This window comes from Rubrivivax benzoatilyticus JA2 = ATCC BAA-35 (assembly GCF_000190375.1).
GTDB classification, from domain to species: domain Bacteria; phylum Pseudomonadota; class Gammaproteobacteria; order Burkholderiales; family Burkholderiaceae_C; genus Rubrivivax; species Rubrivivax benzoatilyticus.
The window spans coordinates 1-18,812 of the sequence record NZ_AEWG01000160.1 but is presented as its reverse complement, the minus strand read 5'-3'; the positions used below and the strand labels follow the sequence as shown (position 1 = coordinate 18,812).

The following is an 18,812-nucleotide window of genomic DNA, read 5'->3' as shown; positions in this document are numbered from 1 at the left end:
GTGGGCCTGAGAAAGAGAGGTACACCGATGTCCGGACATCCCACCCTGCCGAGCGACCCGATCACGCTGCCGCTGCTGCCGCTGCGTGACGTCGTGGTGTTCCCGCACATGGTCATCCCGCTGTTCGTGGGGCGCCCGAAGTCGATCAAGGCGCTGGAAGCGGCGATGGAGTCGGGCCGGCAGATCATGCTCGTCGCCCAGAAGGCCGCCGGCAAGGACGAGCCCAAGGCCGACGACATGTTCGAGATCGGCTGCGTGTCGAGCATCCTGCAGATGCTCAAGCTGCCCGACGGCACCGTGAAGGTGCTGGTCGAAGGCCTGCAGCGCGCCCGCACCGTCACGATCACCGACTCCGGCGAGCATTTCGTCGGCACCGTCGCGCCGATCACCGCGCCGGCCGACAGCTCGCCCGAGATCGAGGCCCTGCGCCGCGCCGTGACGCAGCAGTTCGACCAGTACGTCAAGCTCAACAAGAAGATCCCGCCCGAGATCCTGACCTCGATCGCCGGCATCGACGATCCGGGCCGCCTGGCCGACACGATCGCCGCGCACCTGCCGCTCAAGCTCGAGGCCAAGCAGGCCGTGCTCGACCTGTTCGCCACCGCGCAGCGGCTGGAGAAGCTGCTCGAGCTGCTCGAGCACGAGGTCGACATCCTCCAGGTCGAGAAGCGCATCCGCGGCCGCGTCAAGCGGCAGATGGAGAAGAGCCAGCGCGAGTACTACCTGAACGAGCAGGTCAAGGCGATCCAGAAGGAACTCGGCGACGGCGAAGAAGGCGCCGACCTCGAGGAACTCGAGAAGAAGATCGCCGCCGCGCGCATGACCAAGGAAGCGCGCAAGAAGGCCGAGTCGGAGCTGAAGAAGCTCAAGCTGATGTCGCCGATGTCCGCCGAGGCGACCGTCGTGCGCAACTACATCGACACGCTGGTCAACCTGCCCTGGGCGAAGAAGTCCAAGATCAAGCACGACCTGGCGAACGCCGAGACGGTGCTCAACGAGGATCACTTCGGCCTGGAGAAGGTCAAGGACCGCATCCTCGAGTACCTCGCGGTGCAGCAGCGCGTCGACAAGGTCAAGGCGCCGATCCTGTGCCTCGTCGGCCCCCCGGGCGTCGGCAAGACCTCGCTCGGCCAGAGCGTGGCGCGTGCCACCGGCCGCAAGTTCGTGCGCATGGCGCTGGGCGGCATGCGCGACGAGGCCGAGATCCGTGGCCACCGCCGCACCTACATCGGCTCGATGCCGGGCAAGGTGCTGCAGAGCCTGAGCAAGGTCGCGGTGCGCAACCCGCTGTTCCTGCTCGACGAGATCGACAAGCTGGGCATGGACTTCCGCGGCGACCCGTCGTCGGCGCTGCTGGAAGTGCTCGACCCCGAGCAGAACCACACCTTCAGCGACCACTACGTCGAGGTCGACTTCGACCTGTCCGACGTGATGTTCGTCGCCACCTCCAACTCGATGAACATCCCGCCGGCGCTGCTCGACCGGATGGAAGTCATCCGCCTGGCCGGCTACACCGAGGACGAGAAGCTCAACATCGCCCAGCGCTACCTGCTGCCCAAGCAGCAGAAGAACAACGGCGTGGCCGACGGCGAGATGGAAGTCACCGAGTCGGCGCTGCGCGGCATCATCCGCTATTACACGCGTGAAGCCGGCGTGCGTTCGCTCGAGCGCGAGATCTCCAAGATCTGCCGCAAGGTGGTCAAGGGCATCCAGCTCAAGACCTACGAGGGCAAGGTCGTCGTCACCGAGGACAACCTCAACGACTTCCTGGGCGTGCGCAAGTACGACTTCGGCCGCGCCGAGAAGCAGAACCAGGTCGGCCAGGTCGTCGGCCTCGCCTGGACCGAGGTCGGCGGCGATCTGCTGACGATCGAGGCGGCGGTGATGCCCGGCAAGGGCAACATCATCCGCACCGGCCAGTTGGGCGACGTGATGAAGGAGTCGGTCGAGGCGGCCCGCTCGGTGGTGCGCTCGCGTGCCCGCCGCCTGGGCATCAAGGACGAGCTCTTCGAGAAGCGCGACATCCACATCCACGTGCCCGACGGCGCGACGCCCAAGGACGGGCCGAGCGCGGGTGCGGCGATGACGACGGCTTTCGTCTCGGCGCTGACCGGCATCCCGGTGCGGGCCGACGTCGCGATGACCGGCGAAATCACGCTGCGCGGCGAGGTCACGGCGATCGGCGGCCTGAAGGAGAAGCTGCTCGCGGCGCACCGCGGCGGCATCAAGACGGTGCTGATCCCGGAAGAGAACGTCAAGGATCTCCAGGAGATTCCGGAGAACGCGAAGAACAACCTCGAGATCGTGCCGGTGCGCTGGATCGACCGCGTGCTCGAGATCGCGCTGGAGAAGGTGCCCGAGCCGCTGCCGGAAGACGAGGTCGCGGCCAAGGACGCCACACCGGAAGCGGCGGTGGCGCCGGTCGTCGGTTCCGATGCGCTGCCGCACTGAAAAGGTCTTGCCAACCGCGTAAAAATCGGTCTATACTGTCGGTCTTGATTCGTTGCAGCCAATGCAGGAAGTCAAGGGCAAAGCGGGAATAGCTCAGTTGGTAGAGCGCAACCTTGCCAAGGTTGAGGTCGCGAGTTCGAGCCTCGTTTCCCGCTCCAAGACATCCGAAGGGAAGCCCAGGCTTCCCTTCTTTTTGGGCAGAATCCGGGTTTTCTGTCCCGCGGCGCGATAGCAAAGCGGTTATGCAATGGATTGCAAATCCATCTAGTCCGGTTCGACTCCGGATCGCGCCTCCAGTATTCCGATCGTCAAAGGGCTCCCGTGTGGAGCCCTTTGTGCATCGAGAACCCGTTGAGCCGCCCGGATGGCGAAACTGGCAGACGCAGCGGACTTAAACTCCGCCGCCTCTCGAAAGAGGGCATGCGGGTTCGATCCCCGCTCCGGGCACCATCAGCGCTGACGGCGTCTCTCGCCTCGCGCTTCGCGCCCCGCCGGCCGCAGGCCGGCTTCGAACGCCCTCTCCAGCTCGGCCAGCGCCTCGACGCTGGCGCTCAGTGCCTGCAGATAGGCCGGCGCGTCGGCGTGCAGCGTCTGCAGCATGCGGTGGACCACACGCGACGAATGCAGCGGCCCGGCGTTCTCGGGTACCTGGGCACGCGCCTGGCGCAAGCGGTGCTCGGTCTTCAGCCGGCCGACGGTGGGCTGCAGCGCGGCGACGGTCTTCAGCAGCGGCGGCGCCGGCGCGCGCACCTGGCGGCGTGGCGGCGGCGCTTCGGCGCGGCCCAGGCGGTCGACCAGCGACGACAGGCCGGCCCAGGGCGGCGGCAATGCGGCGGCGGGCGCGGCAGGCGGCACGTTGGCAATGGCGTCGATGCGCCGCTGCAACTGCGCCAGCAGCAGCCGTCGCGTCTCGCCTTCGGCCGCCGCGGCACGGCGCGCCAGCGCTTCGGCGACGGCCAGTGCGACCGGCTCGGCGCCGGGCACGGCGCGGCGCGCGGCCAGCGCCGCGAATACGTCTTCGTCGGCCGCTGCGTTCATCGAGCCGTGTCGGCCGCCCGCCGCGGCGTCGGCGCGATCTCGACACGCCGGTTCAAGGCGCGCCCGGCGGCGTCGGCGTTCGAGGCCACCGGCTGCTCGGCGCCGAAGGCCGCGGCGAACACCGCCGACGACGGCACGCCGTCCTCGATCAGCGCGCGTGTCACCGTCAGCGCACGCTGGGCCGACAACTCCCAGTTGTCAGCAAAACGCGCCCGGCCGCCGTCGCGCACCTGCCGGTCGTCGGTGAAGCCGCTGACCATCAGCACCTCGTCGCGCGCCGACAGATAGGCCGCCAGCGGGCCGGCCAGGCTCTTCAGCAACTGGCGTCCCTCGGGCTGCAGCTCGGCGGAGTTGAAGGCGAACAGCACGTTGCCGCTGATGCCGATGCGCCCGCCGGCCAGCGTCACGCGGCCGGCGGCCAGCGGGACGGCCAGCGCGTGCTCCAGCGCCTCGCGGCGCTGGGCCTCGGCCTGGCGCTGCTGCACCTCGGCGCGCAGGCGTTCGGCCAGGTCCAGCTGCAGCCCGATGGCGCAGACCAGGATCAGCACGAAGGCGCCGAGCAGCCCCGACATCAGGTCGCCGAAAACCGCCCAGACCGGCGCGCCGTGTTCGGCGTCGCCGTCGATCTCGTCGTCGGCGGTCATGCCCCGGCCTCGGCGGCGCGGCGCTGCAGCGCGGCCACCGCCTGCTGCTGGGCGCCCAGCGTCAGGTCGACGATCTCGCGCGCCTGGGCGACGTAGTAGGCGAGCTGCTCGTCGCTGCGCGCGCCGGCCTGGGCGAGCGCGGCCTCTATGCGCTGCAACTGCGCCGTCGTCTGCTCGCTGCTGCGCGCGAAGAGCTCGACCGCCTGGCCGAAACCTTCGCCCAGCGCGGCGAGTTCGCCGGCGCCGGCCTCGACCTGGGCCGCGGTCGTGCGCAGCGCCTGGGCTTCGCTCTCGACCTGGGCGGCGAAGCGTTTGCCGGCGTCTTCCAGCAGCGTGCCGGTGCTCTCGACCAGCGAGGCGATGGTCTCGCGCTGCTCGTGCCCGGCGCGCTGCACGGTGTCGAGCAGTTCGCCCAGCGTGCCCAGCAGGCGGTTGCGTTCTTCCAGCGCCGCGTTGTCGCGCACCAGGCTGTCCGACAGCGCCTGGCGCAGCTCGGCGATGACCTCGGCGGCGGCGCGCGGCGCCTCGCCAGCGGCCTGCACCAGGCGGCCGATCTGGGCGATCGTCGCCTCGGCCTGCTCGCGCGTGCGTGCCGAGACGGCGTCGGCGGCGGCGTCCAGCGCGGCGCAGACACGCTGCTGGTGGCCGGCGGCGTCGGCGGCGGCACGGCGTGTCTCGTCGGCCAGTCGCTCGGCCAGCGCCTGCAGCGTGGTCTCCATCGCTGCGCGGCGTTCGGCTTCGCGGGCAGCGGCGGTTTCGTCGGCGGCAGCGCGGGCCGCGGCCAGTTCGGCCTGCAGCGTGGCGGCGTGGCGCTGCAGCACCTCGCCGGCCGCGGCGACGGTCTCGCGGCCGGCGGCGGCCAGTGCGGCCTGGGCGTCGTGCTGCATTTCCAGCGTCTGCTGCCAGGCGGCCGACCAGCGTTCGCTGCCGGTCTGCAGCCTGGCGTCCAGGCCGTCGAGCAGCGTCGCCGAGCGTGTCTGCAGGTCGCCGCCGAAACGTTCCAGCGCCGCGCCCAGGCGGTCGAGCTGGGCCTGCTGGCGCGCCTGCTGCGCGTCCAGCGCCTCGCGGCCGTGTTCGGCCAGGCGTTCGGCCGTGGCGTCCAGGCGTTCGGCGACGCCGGCCAGATGCTGCTGCACCTGGCCTCGCAGCGTCTCGTTCAGCGTCACCGACTGGCGCTCCAGCGCCGCCATCGTCGACTGAACCGCCGGCTCGACCGCCGCAGCGGCTTGCCGGGCACTGGCGGCGGCGGTCTCGGCCAGCGTCGTGGCGACGGTGGCCGACAACTCGCGCCAGGCCTGGCCGGCGTCGTCATGGAAACGCTGCTGGCCGGCGAGCAGGCGCTCGTCCAGCGTGCGGCCGCGTTCCTCGATCGTCGTCGCCAGCGCCTGAAGCCGCTCGGCAAGCGCCGGCAGCCATTGCGCCTGGGCCTGCAGCAGCGCCAGCGAGGCTTCGCGCTGCTGCGTGCGCGAGAAGGCGCGCAGCGGGCCGGCGATCACGGCGTCGAGCCGGCGGCCGGCACGGCGGCGTTCGCGTCGCAGCAGCGCCGACATCAGCCCCAGCATCGCCGACGCGGCGACGCCGGCCACCGAGCTGCCGAACGCCAGCCCCAGGCCGCGCACCGGCGCCGCCAGCGAGGCGCGGATCGCCTCGACGTCGGCGGCGTGCTCCAGCGCCTGGCCGGTGCCCTGCAGCGTGACGACCATGCCGAGGAAGGTGCCGAGCATGCCCAGCAGCACCAGCAGGCCGGCGAGGTAGGGCACCAGCGCCGGGCCGGGCAGCGCGGCGCGTTCGCCTTCGACACGCAGGCGCACGGTGTCGCGCAGCCCTGCCGGCACGCCGTCCAGCCAGGCGGCCAGCGACGGCGGCTCGGCCGTCGTCGCGCCGAGCTGGGCGTTCAGCGCCTCGGTCTCGGCGGCGAAGCGCCGCAGTTCGAGTGCGCCGACGATGAAGAAGACCGCGATCAGGGCCACCAGCGTCAGCGCCAGCGGGTTGGAGGCGCCATAACCGGCGCCGACCCAGATCAGGGTCAGCATGCCGGCAGCGAAGGCCGCGTGGGGAAGCAGTCGGTTCATCTCGCCTCGTGATCGTGCAGCGTCTGCAGCAGGCCTTGCGCCGGCAGCAGCCGGTGCGCCAGTTCGGCCCGCATCACCTCGTCCAGATCCTCGCGGAAGGCGGCCAGCCAGCCCGCGTCGTCGCCGTGTTCGCGGCCCAGGCGCTCGAAATGCGCCATCAGCCGCTGCGGCACCAGCGCCAGCACGCGGCGTTCCTGCGCCGCCAGCGCCGGCTCCAGCGCGGCGTCGATCGCCGCGACGCGTGCCAGCGCTGCCGAGCGCCGCGACAAGGCGTCACGCAGCCGCCGCCGCAGCGCGGCGACGGCGTCGTGCATGCCCTGCTGGAGCCCCAGGCAGTGGCGATGGAACGGGCCGAAGTCGTCCGGGCTCGTGGCCGGCTCGGCGGGCCCGGCGGCAATCGCCGCCTCCAGGGCCGCGCACACGCGCCGGAAGTCCGCGTCCTCGCTGCCGGCCGTGCGGCCCGCGGCGGGCACGGCCTGTCCGGCGGAGAGCGCCGAAGCGAGCGAGATGGCGCCCGCCCATCCGAGCCAGTGGCCCAGTCGCTCGGCGAAGGCGGGTCGCCCTTCGGCCGGCGGCCCGTCGGCAAGACGGGCGAGGAGGCGGGTGAGCTCCGAACCGGCAACGCCCGGGCTGGCAGACCCGTGCAGCATGAGCCAGTCGAAGGATCGGTAAAGGGCGCGCAGTGTACCGCCTGCGCCGCCGGGCGGCCGGCGCGGGCAAAAGAAAGGGCGCCCGAAGGCGCCCGTCGTGGCGGCAGGCCGAAGTTCAGCCGCGCACCTCGAGCTTGTTCTTCACCTGCTTGACGCCCTTGACGCTGCGCGCCAGCGTCTCGGCACGCTCCTTTTCCGTGCCCGACTTGGCGAAGCCCGACAGCATCACCTCGCCACGCAGCGTCTCGACGCTGATGGCGGAGGCGTCGACGGTCTTGTCCTCGACGAACCTGGCCTTCACGGCGGTGGTGATCGCGCTGTCGTCGATGTATTCGCCGACGGTGCTCTGGTCGCGCGTGACGGCGCAGCCCGGCAGGACGACGAGGGCGGCGACGGCCGTGATCGTGGCGGCGAGCGTGTTTCGGATGGTGTTCATGCGATGCGTTCTCCTTGTTCCTCGTGGCGAAGGCCGCAGCCGGCGGCTTTCGTGAGCAGCATCGTGTCCTCGCGCCGGTGCCGCCGGCGTGGGGCTCGGGCGCGACCGGCTGTCGGTGCACCCGCGTGCTGCGCTGTCGGACGTGTCCGACAGCCGACGCTCAGCCGCCGAGCAGCGCGCCGAGCTGTCGCAGCCCCTCCTCGCGCTCGGCGTCCAGCGGATGGGCGGCGCTCAGCCGCAGCCCGCCGGCCAGCGCCGCGCCGCTGCCGAATGCCGCCCCCGGCACGAAGCCGTAGCCGCGCTCGCGCAGCCGCGGCAGCAGCGCGGCGCTGTCGGCGCCCGCCGGCAGTTCGACCCAGATCACGTAGCCCCCTTCGCCCGGCGTGACGCGTGTGCCGGGCGGCAGCCAGCGGCGCGCCGCCGCCACCCAGGCCTCGGTCTGCGTCGCCAGAATTCGCCGCAGCCGGCGCAAATGGGTCTCGTAGCCGCGGTCGGCCAGGAAGCCGGCCAGCGCGGCGTCGGTCAGCGGCGACAGCAGCTCGCCGTGCACCGCGCGCGCGGCGCGCAGCTGCAGCCGGTGGCGCCGGCTGGCCACCCAGCCGACGCTGATGCCCGGCCCGGTGACGCAGGCCAGGCTGGCGCAGTACAGCACCCGGTCGTCGTCGTCCCAGGCCTTGACCGGGCGCGGGCGCTCTCCGGTGCGCTGCAGCTCGCCCATCAGCTCGCACTCGATCAGCGGCAGGCGGTGCTGGCGCAGCAGCGCGGCGAGCTGCTCGCGCGCCGCGTCGGGCATGCGGCTGCCGCGCACGCTGTCGAAGCTGGGCTCGGCGATGCAGCAGCGCACGTCGTGGTGCTGCAGCGCGAAGGCCAGCGCCGGCACCGAGAAGCCGCCGTCCTGCGGCGCCGGGATCGCCAGCGGCTTCAGGCCCAGGCTGGCGACGAGTTCCAGCGTGCGCGGCGACGCCGGCTCGGGCACCGCGACGGTGTCGCCGGGGCGGGTGAGCAGCCGCAGGCAGAGCTCCAGCGCCTCGCCTTCGCCGTGCGTGACGACGACGTCCTCGGCGTCGACCGCGCAGCCGGCGCGCAGCATGCGGTGCGCCAGCGCCCGGCGCAGCGCCTCGCTGCCGTAGACGCTGCCGATCGCCAGCAGCGTGCGGTCGGCCGCCAGCGCCAGCTGCAGATGGCGCTGCAGCGCCGGCAGCGGCAGCAGCGCCGCCGGCAGCGCCAGATGGCTCAGCGACAGGCTGTCGGGCCGTGTCGTCGCCAGCTCGATCAGGCGCTTGCGCCGGCCTTCGAGTTCCAGCGCCTCGCCGCCGGCCGGCACCGGCGCGCGCACCGCGCCGCGCACGAAGTGGCCGCGCCGCGCGCGCGCCTCGATCAGCCCGGCGTCCTCCAGCTCGTGCAGCGCGTGCGTGACGGTCGCCAGGCTGGCGCCGTGTTCGGCGCAGAGCTGGCGCACCGACGGCAGTTGCGAGCCCGGCGGGTAGCGTCCTTCGTGCAGCGCACGCGCCAGGTCCTCGGCCAGGCTGCGGTAGCGGGTGGGGCGTTCGGGCATGGCGTGACGATACGCCGATGCAGCGCTTCTGGATCGATACAGAGATCCGTCGCCTGGGTCGATACAGCGGCCGCTGCATGCGGCGCCGGAGGCGGCTGCTGTGGCTTACGCACGCCGGCCGCGCTGCCTAGAGTGCAGTGCCATGACGGAACGCCTGCTCCCGACCCTGCCCGCCGCCTGGCGCTCGATTCCGGTGCCGGTGCGCCGGCTGATGCTGGGCGAGCTGTTCGGGCTGCTGGCCGCCGCGGCCATGCATCTGGCGCTGGCCTGGTGGATCAGCCGCGAAGGTGGTGCTGACGCGCTGGCGCGCTACGGCGCGGTCACCGCGCTGGCGGCGCTGCTGGCGACGCCGCTGCTGTCTCCGGCCGGCGACCGCTGGCCCAAGCGGCGGCTGATCCGCCTGGGCAAGCTGGTGCTGGTGCTCGATGCTCTGGCCATCACGCTGCTGTGCGGGGCCGGCGTCTACGACCTGCGGCTGATCTGCCTCTGCAGCCTGCTGTCGGTGGCGACGACGGCGCTGCTGTGGCCGGCCGAGGCGAGCATCCTGCCCGAGCTGGTGCCGGCGGACGAACTGCCGGCGGCGATCCGCTGGCGCCGCGGTGCCCAGGCGCTCGGCGGGCTGCTCGGGCCGGGCGTGGGCGGCGTCGTACTGGCCGCCGCGGGCTTGCCGGCCGCGATGCTGCTGAACCTGCTGCTGTTCGGCGTGGCGGCGCTCGCGGCCTGGAATGTCGGTTCGGCCGTGCGGCCGGCCGGCGCTGCGCCCAGCCGCGGCTGGTTCGACGAGATGGCCGACGGCCTGCGTGCCAAGTGGCAGGTGCGGCTGGACCGCTGGTGGACGTTGGTCGGCGCCTTGATGATGCTGTGCCTGCTGCCGGCCACCGGGCTGCTGCTGCCGCTGCGCATCCAGGGGCTGGGGCTGTCGGCGGCGTGGTTCGGGGCCTGCAGCGGGGCGCTGTCGCTGGGGTTGCTGGCCGGTGTCGCCGGGCTGGCGCCGGCGCTGATCGAACGCGTCGGGCGGCTGCGGGCGCTCGCCGTCGCGACGCTCGCCTGCGCTGCGGCGATCGCCGGCGTCGGCTGGGGCGAGCGGGCGCCGCTGCTGGTCGCGCTGTTCGCCGTCATCGGCCTGGCGCTGTCGGTGACGCAGCTGGTCGGCCAGACGCACCGCATGCTGGCGATGCCCGACGACTACCGCGCCCGCATGAGTGCGGCGCACCTGGCGATCGCCCATCTGGCGGCGGCACTCGCGCCGGCGCTCGGCGGCGCGCTGCTGGGGGTCGTCGCGGTGCCGACGGTCTACCTGATGCTGGCGGCGGGTTTTGCCTTCAGCGGCCTGTTGCTGATGGCGGTACCGGGGCTGGCGCACTTCCTTCGCCAGGACCACGAGGGCGCGCGTGGCTGGTACGGACGCCATTACCCTCGGGCGTTTACGCGTTCCTGAATCTGGCGCGGGCCTCGGGGCAGGGGGAATCCTAGTGTTCACCCTGATGGGGTTCGCCCAAAATAGAACGATCGTTCGATTTCTGGGGGCTCCGGTCGATGCGTTCGGGAACCCCCCACTAGAATCGTCGGGTAACGTCAACGTCAACTCCCAGGAGCTGAGGCATGAAGGTGCTGGTCCCCGTCAAGCGGGTGGTCGATTACAACGTCAAGGTCCGCGTGAAGAGCGACGGCACCGGGGTCGACATCGCCAACGTCAAGATGAGCATGAACCCCTTCGACGAGATCGCCGTCGAGGAGGCCGTGCGTCTGAAGGAGAAGGGCGTCGCGACCGAGATCGTCGTCGTGTCCTGCGGCGTCACGCAGTGCCAGGAGACGCTGCGTACCGCGATGGCGATCGGCGCCGACCGCGCGATCCTCGTCGAGACCACCGAAGAGCTGCAGCCGCTGGCCGTCGCCAAGCTGCTGAAGGCGCTGGTCGACAAGGAGCAGCCGGGCCTCGTCATCGTCGGCAAGCAGGCGATCGACGACGACGCCAACCAGACCGGCCAGATGCTGGCCGCGCTGGCCGGCCTGCCGCAGGCGACCTTCGCCAGCAAGATCGAGATCGCCGACGGCCGCGCCAAGGTGGCGCGCGAGATCGACGGCGGCGCCGAGACCGTGGACCTCAAGCTGCCGGCCGTCGTCACCGCCGACCTGCGCCTGAACGAGCCGCGTTACGTCACGCTGCCGAACATCATGAAGGCCAAGAAGAAGCCGCTGGAGACCGTCAAGCCGGCCGACCTGGGTGTCGACGTGACGCCGCGGCTGAAGACGCTGAAGGTCGCCGAGCCGCCCAAGCGCGGCGCCGGCGTCAAGGTGCCCGACGTCGCCACGCTGGTGGCCAAGCTGAAGAACGAAGCGAAGGTGATCTGAGATGGCTGTCCTCGTCATTGCCGAACACGACAACGCGACCGTCAAGGGCGCGACCCTGAACACCGTCACCGCGGCGCTGGCCTGCGGCGGCGACGTGCACCTGCTGGTCGCCGGCGAGAACGCCGGCGCGGCGGCCCAGGCCGCGGCGCAGATCGCCGGTGTCGCCAAGGTGCTGCACGCCGACGGCGCGGCGCTGGCCCATGGCCTGGCCGAGAACCTCGCCGCCCAGGTCGTCGCCATCGCCAAGGACTACAGCCACGTGCTGTTCCCGGCCACCGCCGGCGGCAAGAACGTCGCCCCGCGTGTCGCCGCGCTGCTGGACGTCGCCCAGATCAGCGACGCGACGAAGATCGTCTCCGCCGACACCTTCGAGCGCCCGATCTACGCCGGCAACGCCATCGCCACCGTGCAGAGCGCCGACGTGATCAAGGTCATCACCGTGCGCACGACCGGCTTCGACGCCGCGGCGGCGACCGGCGGCAGTGCCGCGGTCGAGTCGATCGCGGCCGTGGCCGATGCCGGCCTCTCGGTCTACGTCGGCAGCGAGATCGCCACCAGCGACCGCCCCGAGCTGACGGCCGCCAAGATCATCGTCTCCGGCGGCCGCGCGTTGGGCTCCAGCGACAAGTTCAACGAGGTGCTGACGCCGCTGGCCGACAAGCTGGGTGCCGCGCTCGGCGCCAGCCGCGCTGCGGTCGACGCGGGCTACGCGCCCAACGACTGGCAGGTCGGCCAGACCGGCAAGATCGTCGCGCCGCAGCTCTACATCGCCGCCGGCATCAGCGGCGCGATCCAGCACCTGGCGGGCATGAAGGACAGCAAGGTCATCGTCGCGATCAACAAGGATCCCGAGGCCCCGATCTTCAGCGTCGCCGACTACGGCCTGGAGGCGGACCTGTTCGCCGCGGTGCCGGAGCTGGTCGCCGCCATCTGAAGAACAACAAGATCCCGAGGCGCCCTCCGTGGCGCCTTTTTTCCATCTGGAGACGAAAACCATGACGTACCGTGCCCCGGTCAAGGACATGCTGTTCGTGATGAAGGAGCTCGCCGGCCTCGACGCCGTCGCCGCGCTGCCCGGATTCGAGGACGCCGGCTTCGACACCGCTGCCGCCGTGCTGGAGGAGTGCGCGCGCTTCAACGAGAACGTCGTCGCGCCGCTGAACCGTGTCGGTGACCTCGACCCCTCGTCGTTCGCCGACGGCCAGGTGCGCGCCACGCCCGGCTTCAAGCAGGCCTTCCAGCAGTTCGCCGAAGGCGGCTGGCAGGGGCTGCAGCACCCGGTGGAGTTCGGCGGCCAGGGCCTGCCCAAGCTGATCGGCGCGGCCTGCGGAGAGATGGTCAACAGCGCCAGCATCAGCTTCGCGCTGTGCCCGCTGCTCAGCGATGGCGCCATCGAGGCGCTGCTGACCGCCGGCAGCCACGAGATGCAGCAGGCCTACATCCCGAACCTGATCTCGGGGCGCTGGACCGGCACGATGAACCTGACCGAACCGCAGGCCGGCAGCGACCTGTCGCTGGTGCGCACGCGCGCCGAGCCGCAGGGCGACGGCACGTACAAGGTCTTCGGCACGAAGATCTTCATCACCTGGGGCGAACACGACATGGCCGAGAACATCGTCCACCTCGTGCTCGCGCGTGTCACCGGCGCGCCCGAAGGCGTGAAGGGCATCTCGCTGTTCGTCTGCCCCAAGGTGCTGGCCGACGGCACGCGCAACGACGTGCACTGCGTCAGCATCGAACACAAGCTGGGCATCAAGGCCAGCCCGACCGCGGTGCTGCAGTTCGGCGACCACGGGGGTGCGGTGGGCTACCTCGTCGGCGAAGAGAACCGCGGCCTGGAGTACATGTTCATCATGATGAACGCCGCGCGCTTCGGCGTCGGCGTGCAGGGCATCGCGCTGGCCGAACGTGCCTACCAGCAGGCCGTGGCCTACGCCCGCGACCGCGTGCAGAGCCGCCCGGTCGACGGCTCGACGCCGGGCGCTGCGGCCATCATCCGCCACCCCGACGTGCGCCGCATGCTGATGACGATGCGCGCCCACACCGAAGGCTGCCGCGCGATGGCGCTGGTGGCCGCGGCCGCCTACGACGCCGCGCACGCACACCCGGACGCCGCCGCGCGCAAGCAGAACCAGGCCTTCTACGAGTTCCTGGTTCCGCTGGTGAAGGGCCTGTCCACCGAGATGAGCCTGGACGTCGCCAGCCTGGGCGTGCAGGTGCACGGCGGCATGGGCTTCATCGAGGAGACCGGTGCCGCGCAGCACCTGCGCGACGCCAAGATCCTGACGATCTACGAAGGCACGACGGCGATCCAGGCCAACGACCTGGTCGGCCGCAAGACGGCGCGCGACGGCGGCGCCACCGCGCGTGCGATCGCGGCGCAGATCGAAGCCACCGAAGGCGAGCTGAACGCGTCGGGCAGCGCCGCCGCGCTGGCAATGGCGCGCCACCTGGGCGCCGCGCGCCGCGCCTTCCTCGACGTCGTCGACTTCGTGCTCGCCAAGGTGAAGAGCGAGCCGAACGCCGTGTTCTCCGGCAGCGTGCCCTATCTGATGCTGGCCGGCACGGCGGTCGCGGGCTGGCAGATGGCGCGTGCGCTGCTCGTCGCCGAACAGCGCCTGGCTGCCGGCGAGGACCCCGAGTTCATGAAAGCCAAGATCGCCACCGCACGCTTCTACGGCGACCATCTGCTGGTGCGCTGCGGCGGTCTGCGCGACGCCATCGTCGACGGCGCCGAGTCGGTCACCGCGCTCGAACTGGAGGCCTTCTGATGCTGCCGCCCGTGCTGCGACACCTGGCGCTCCCGGTCATCGGCTCGCCGCTGTTCATCATCAGCAACCCCAAGCTCGTCATCGAGCAGTGCAAGGCCGGCATCGTCGGTTCGATGCCGGCGCTCAACGCCAGGCCGGCCTCGTTGCTCGACGAGTGGCTGGCCGAGATCACCGAGACGCTGGCCGCCTGGGACCGCGACCACCCCGAGCGCAAGTCGGCGCCGTTCGCGATCAACCAGATCGTGCACAAGAGCAACGACCGGCTCGAGCACGACCTGGAGGTCTGCGCGCGCTACAAGGTGCCGCTGGTCATCACCTCGCTGGGTGCGCGCACCGACGTCAACGACGCGGTGCACGCCTGGGGCGGCATCGTGCTGCACGACGTCATCAACAACGCCTTCGCGCACAAGGCGGTGGAGAAGGGCGCCGACGGCCTGATCGCCGTGGCCGCGGGTGCCGGCGGCCATGCCGGCGTCAAGAGCCCGTTCGCGCTGATCCAGGAGATCCGCGCCTGGTTCGACGGGCCGCTGGCGCTGTCGGGCTCGATCGCCACCGGCGACGCGGTGCTCGCCGCGCAGGCGATGGGCGCCGACCTGGCCTACATCGGCTCGGCCTTCATCGCCACCGAGGAGGCGCGCGCCGCCGAGGCCTACAAGCAGTGCATCGTCGATTGCGACAGCGACGACATCGTCTACTCCAACCTCTTCACCGGCGTGCACGGCAACTACTTGAAGCCGTCGATCCGCAACGCCGGGCTGGACCCGGACCACCTGCCCGAGAGCGACCCGTCGAAGATGAACTTCGGCGGTGACGGTGCCAAGGCCTGGAAGGACATCTGGGGCTGCGGCCAGGGCATCGGTGCCGTGAAGGCGGTGTTGCCGGCCGGCGAACTGGTCGCGCGGCTGAAGCGCGAGTACGACGCGGCGCGCCAGCGCCTGGGCCTGACGGCCTGACTCGGCCCCGCCGGGCTCAGCGGGCCGGGTCGCCGTTCGCGGCGTCTCCGGCCTGTTGTGCGTCCAGCACCTCGTAGTCTGCGTCGCAGCCGACGCCGGCGGCGATCCAGCGCCGTGCCAGCCGTGCCGCCCAGGCCTCGGGCAGCCACGGCAGATGGCGGCCGGGCTCGGCGATCGCGCCGCAGCGGTAGCGGCCTTCTTCGGCCGCCCAGACCAGCGCCGCGCAGGCGCCGTGGCGGCGGCGCGAGATCCACACGCCCAGCGGGCAGGGCTCGGCGGCGCAGCAGACGCCGCAGCCGTTGCAGGGCTCGCCGGCCGTCGGCTTCGGTGGTGCCTCGGGAACGATGAGGACGCGGCGGGTGGACATGGCCGGCGCAGTGTGCGCCCGGACGCCGGGCCGCCAAGCGCCGATGAAGGCTGCCGCCGCGTGCCATTTGCCACGCCGTGCATGGGGTCGTCCGGGTTTGCGCTGGATCAGATCGCCCCACCCGAAATCCGCACGAGTGCTACAGTCCTTCGCTGGATACGGAACGTGTCTGGTCCTTCCCGTCCCCTTGCTGAGTCAGATGTGCAGCAAGGCGGGTCGCAATCCGCCAACCGGTGAAGCCGGGGCCGCGGAAGGTTGATCAACCCATCGTAGCCCTGGGAACCGGGGCGAAAGGTGCGCGAGAGATGATGCAGCAGTACAGGTCGAATTCGTACCTGTTCGGGGGCAATGCCCCGTACGTCGAGGAACTCTACGAGGCCTACCTCGACAACCCCGGCAGCGTGCCCGACAACTGGCGCGCCTACTTCGACAACCTCCAGCACGTGCCCGCGGTCGACGGCTCCGACAGCCGCGACGTCGCCCACGCCCCGGTCGTCGAATCCTTCGCCCAGCGCGCCAAGGCCAACGCCTTCGCGCTGAAGGCCAGCGCCGCCGACCTCGCCGTCGCGCGCAAGCAGGTCCACGTCCAGAGCCTGATCGCCGCCTACCGCTTCCTCGGTTCGCGCTGGGCCGACCTCGATCCGCTCAAGCGCACCGAGCGCCCGAAGATCCCCGAACTCGAGCCGGCGTTCTACGACCTGAGCGAGTCGGACATGGACATCGTGTTCTCGGCCGCGAACACGTACTTCAGCAAGGCCGAGAACATGAGCCTGCGGGACATCCTGCAGGCCCTGCGCGAGACCTACTGCGGCACGATCGGCGTCGAGTTCATGCACTGCACCGACCCGGCCGAGAAGCGCTGGTGGCAGGAGCGCCTGGAGTCCTCGCGCAGCAAACCCAGCTTCACCGCCGACGAGAAGAAGCACATCCTCGAGCGCCTGACCGCCGCCGAAGGCCTGGAGCGCTACCTGCACACCAAGTACGTCGGCCAGAAGCGCTTCTCGCTCGAAGGCGGCGAGAGCTTCATCGCGTCGATGGACGAACTTGTGCAGCGCGCCGGCGAGAAGGGCGTGCAGGAGATCGTCATCGGCATGGCCCACCGCGGCCGCCTGAACGTGCTCGTCAACACCCTGGGCAAGATGCCCAAGGACCTGTTCGCCGAGTTCGACCACACCGCGCCCGAGGCGCTGCCGGCCGGTGACGTCAAGTACCACCAGGGCTTCTCCAGCGACGTCTCGACGGCCGGCGGCCCGGTGCACCTGAGCCTGGCCTTCAACCCCTCGCACCTGGAGATCGTCAACCCGGTCGTCGAAGGTTCGGCCAAGGCGCGCATGGACCGCCGCGGCGACCCGCAGGGCAACCAGGTCCTGCCGGTGCAGGTGCACGGCGACGCGGCCTTCGCCGGCCAGGGCGTCGTGATGGAGACGCTGGCGCTGGCCAAGACGCGCGGCTACTTCACCGGCGGCACGCTGCACCTGGTCGTCAACAACCAGATCGGCTTCACGACCAGCGACCCGCGTGACAGCCGCTCGACGCTGTACTGCTCGGACGTCGTCAAGATGATCGAGGCGCCGGTGCTGCACGTGAACGGCGACGACCCCGAGGCCGTCGTGCTGTGCACCCAGCTGGCGATGGACTACCGCCAGCAGTTCAAGAAGGACGTCGTCGTCGACATCGTCTGCTTCCGCAAGCTCGGCCACAACGAACAGGACACGCCGAGCCTGACGCAGCCGCTGATGTACAAGAAGATCGCCCAGCACCCGGGCACGCGCAAGCTCTACGGCGACAAGCTCGTCGCCCAGGGCGTGCTGCCGCCCGAGGGCCCGGACCAGATGGTCAAGGCCTTCCGCTCGGCGATGGACGAGGGCCGGCACACGATCAACCCGGTGCTGACCAACTTCAAGAGCAAGTACGCGGTCGACTGGGCCCCGTACCTCGGCCGGAAGTGGACCGACGCCGCCGACACCGCGCTGCCGCTGGCCGAGATCAAGCGGCTGGCCGAACGCGTGACGACGCTGCCGTCGACCTTCAAGGTGCACCCGCTGGTCGAGAAGGTGCTCGCCGACCGCGCCGCGATGGGCCGCGGCGAGATCAACGTCGACTGGGGCATGGGCGAGACGCTGGCCTACGCGTCGCTGGTGGCCAGCGGCTACGCGGTGCGCCTGTCGGGCGAGGACTGCGGCCGCGGCACCTTCGTGCACCGCCACGCCGTGCTGCACGACCAGAACCGCGAAAAGTGGGACACCGGCACCTACGTGCCGCTGCAGAACGTCGCCGAAGGCCAGGCGCCGTTCGTCGTCATCGACTCGATCCTGTCCGAAGAAGCGGTGCTCGGCTTCGAGTACGGCTACGCCTCGGCCGAGCCGAACACGCTGACGATCTGGGAAGCCCAGTTCGGCGACTTCGCCAACGGCGCGCAGGTCGTCATCGACCAGTTCATCGCCTCCGGCGAAGTGAAGTGGGGCCGGGCCAACGGCCTGGTGATGCTGCTGCCGCACGGCTACGAAGGCCAGGGCCCCGAGCACAGCTCGGCGCGCCTGGAGCGCTTCATGCAGCTGGCGGCCGACAACAACATGCAGATCGTGCAGCCCACGTCGGCCAGCCAGATCTTCCACCTGCTGCGCCGCCAGATGGTGCGCCCGTTCCGCAAGCCGCTGGTGATCTTCTCGCCGAAGTCGCTGCTGCGTGCCAAGGACGCGACCTCGCCGCTCACCGAGTTCACGCGCGGCGAGTTCCGCACCGTGATGACCTCGCTGCACCCGGACGCCGAGGCCGACAAGGTCAAGCGTGTCGTCTGCTGCTCGGGCAAGGTGGTCTACGACCTGATCAGGAAGCGCGAGGAGAAGAAGGCCGCAGACGTCGCGATCATCCGCGTCGAGCAGCTCTATCCGTTCCCGCACAAGGCCTTCGCGGCCGAGATGAAGCGTTTCCCGAACGCCACCGAGGTCGTGTGGTGCCAGGACGAACCGCAGAACCAGGGCGCGTGGTTCTTCGTGCAGCACTACGTGCACGAGAACATGCTCGACGGCCAGAAGCTGGGTTATGCCGGCCGGCCGCCGTCCGCCTCGCCCGCGGTCGGCTACTCGCACCTGCACCAGGAGCAGCAGAAGGCGCTGCTCGAGCAGGCCTACGGCAAGCTCAAGGGCTTTGTTTTGACCAAGTGAGCGCGTGCCGGGTGCGCCGTGTGGCAGCGCCCGGCCCCGCCGCGAGGTCGACGGCCTGGACGGCCCTGTCACCCCGCGGTGCCCCGAACAAGACACCGAGATAGACCATGGCAATCGTTGAAGTGAAGGTCCCGCAACTGTCCGAATCGGTCGCGGAAGCCACCCTGCTGCAATGGAAGAAGAAGCCCGGCGACGCCGTCGCCGCCGATGAGATCCTGATCGAGATCGAGACCGACAAGGTCGTGCTCGAGGTGCCGGCGCCGGCCGCCGGTGTGCTGGCCGAGCTCGTCGAGGCCGACGGTGCCACCGTCGCCAGCGACCAGCTGATCGCCAGGATCGACACCGAGGCCAAGGCCGGC

At 70.9% G+C, this 18,812-nt stretch carries 15 protein-coding genes and 3 tRNA genes; 11 read left to right on the top strand and 7 right to left on the bottom strand.

From position 1 onward, the window contains the following. The first annotated feature begins 27 nt into the window (after positions 1–27). The 4 genes from lon (at position 28) to RBXJA2T_RS18860 (ending at position 2,901) form a co-directional block, all read left to right on the top strand. The gene (gene lon, locus RBXJA2T_RS18875; protein ID WP_009859028.1) at positions 28–2,451 is read left to right on the top strand and encodes an endopeptidase La; all 2,424 of its coding nucleotides are present in this window, start codon (positions 28–30) and stop codon (positions 2,449–2,451) included. 82 nt (positions 2,452–2,533) lie between these two features. Further along, positions 2,534–2,609 (top strand) — tRNA-Gly (locus RBXJA2T_RS18870). 64 nt (positions 2,610–2,673) lie between these two features. Further along, positions 2,674–2,747: transfer RNA gene (locus tag RBXJA2T_RS18865), tRNA-Cys, on the top strand. Positions 2,748–2,809: 62 nt separating this feature from the next. Next, a tRNA-Leu gene (locus RBXJA2T_RS18860) sits at positions 2,810–2,901 on the top strand. Here the strand turns inward: RBXJA2T_RS18860 and RBXJA2T_RS18855 are convergent. From RBXJA2T_RS18855 to RBXJA2T_RS18830, 6 genes are all read right to left on the bottom strand, one after another. Beyond that, positions 2,902–3,489: a DUF2894 domain-containing protein gene (locus RBXJA2T_RS18855; protein ID WP_009859027.1), complete on the bottom strand. Its 588-nt coding sequence runs from the start codon at positions 3,487–3,489 to the stop codon at positions 2,902–2,904. Beyond that, positions 3,486–4,133 carry an OmpA family protein gene (locus tag RBXJA2T_RS18850; protein WP_009859026.1) on the bottom strand — a complete coding sequence of 216 codons (648 nt, stop codon included), beginning with the start codon at positions 4,131–4,133 and terminating at the stop codon, positions 3,486–3,488. Before RBXJA2T_RS18850 ends, RBXJA2T_RS18855 begins: the two co-directional genes overlap by 4 nt. Further along, positions 4,130–6,205: a DUF802 domain-containing protein gene (locus RBXJA2T_RS18845; protein WP_009859025.1), complete on the bottom strand. Its 2,076-nt coding sequence runs from the start codon at positions 6,203–6,205 to the stop codon at positions 4,130–4,132. Before RBXJA2T_RS18845 ends, RBXJA2T_RS18850 begins: the two co-directional genes overlap by 4 nt. Continuing rightward, entirely contained in the window at positions 6,202–6,855 is a 654-nt protein-coding gene (locus RBXJA2T_RS18840; protein WP_029718323.1) for a DUF3348 family protein, read from the bottom strand. Before RBXJA2T_RS18840 ends, RBXJA2T_RS18845 begins: the two co-directional genes overlap by 4 nt. 115 nt (positions 6,856–6,970) lie before the next feature. After that, the gene (locus RBXJA2T_RS18835; protein WP_009859023.1) at positions 6,971–7,291 is read right to left on the bottom strand and encodes a BON domain-containing protein; all 321 of its coding nucleotides are present in this window, start codon (positions 7,289–7,291) and stop codon (positions 6,971–6,973) included. Between the two features lie 160 nt (positions 7,292–7,451). After that, positions 7,452–8,846 (bottom strand): aminotransferase-like domain-containing protein, encoded by a 1,395-nt coding sequence (locus RBXJA2T_RS18830; RefSeq protein ID WP_009859022.1) that lies wholly within the window; start codon positions 8,844–8,846, stop codon positions 7,452–7,454. Positions 8,847–8,988: 142 nt separating this feature from the next. Between RBXJA2T_RS18830 and RBXJA2T_RS18825 the strand changes: the two genes are divergently transcribed. The 5 genes from RBXJA2T_RS18825 (at position 8,989) to RBXJA2T_RS18805 (ending at position 14,922) form a co-directional block, all read left to right on the top strand. After that, positions 8,989–10,284, top strand: a complete 1,296-nt coding sequence (locus tag RBXJA2T_RS18825; protein ID WP_009859021.1) for an MFS transporter — start codon at positions 8,989–8,991, stop codon at positions 10,282–10,284. A 164-nt stretch (positions 10,285–10,448) separates the two neighbouring features. After that, the gene (locus tag RBXJA2T_RS18820; RefSeq protein ID WP_009859020.1) at positions 10,449–11,198 is read left to right on the top strand and encodes an electron transfer flavoprotein subunit beta/FixA family protein; all 750 of its coding nucleotides are present in this window, start codon (positions 10,449–10,451) and stop codon (positions 11,196–11,198) included. 1 nt (position 11,199) lies between these two features. After that, positions 11,200–12,132, top strand: a complete 933-nt coding sequence (locus RBXJA2T_RS18815) for an electron transfer flavoprotein subunit alpha/FixB family protein (RefSeq protein WP_009859019.1) — start codon at positions 11,200–11,202, stop codon at positions 12,130–12,132. 61 nt (positions 12,133–12,193) lie between these two features. After that, entirely contained in the window at positions 12,194–13,969 is a 1,776-nt protein-coding gene (locus RBXJA2T_RS18810) for an acyl-CoA dehydrogenase (protein ID WP_009859018.1), read from the top strand. Beyond that, the gene (locus RBXJA2T_RS18805) at positions 13,969–14,922 is read left to right on the top strand and encodes an NAD(P)H-dependent flavin oxidoreductase (protein WP_009859017.1); all 954 of its coding nucleotides are present in this window, start codon (positions 13,969–13,971) and stop codon (positions 14,920–14,922) included. Before RBXJA2T_RS18810 ends, RBXJA2T_RS18805 begins: the two co-directional genes overlap by 1 nt. Before the next feature lie 16 nt (positions 14,923–14,938). Here RBXJA2T_RS18805 and RBXJA2T_RS18800 read toward each other — a convergent pair whose 3' ends face one another. Next, entirely contained in the window at positions 14,939–15,289 is a 351-nt protein-coding gene (locus RBXJA2T_RS18800; protein WP_009859016.1) for a hypothetical protein, read from the bottom strand. Positions 15,290–15,594: 305 nt separating this feature from the next. Here RBXJA2T_RS18800 and RBXJA2T_RS18795 point away from each other — a divergent pair, with 305 nt between their 5' ends. Both RBXJA2T_RS18795 and RBXJA2T_RS18790 read left to right on the top strand, forming a co-directional pair. Further along, positions 15,595–18,453 carry a 2-oxoglutarate dehydrogenase E1 component gene (locus RBXJA2T_RS18795; protein ID WP_009859015.1) on the top strand — a complete coding sequence of 953 codons (2,859 nt, stop codon included), beginning with the start codon at positions 15,595–15,597 and terminating at the stop codon, positions 18,451–18,453. A 107-nt stretch (positions 18,454–18,560) separates the two neighbouring features. Further along, on the top strand, positions 18,561–18,812 hold a 252-nt coding region (locus RBXJA2T_RS18790), incomplete at its 3' end, for a biotin/lipoyl-containing protein (protein ID WP_310731951.1).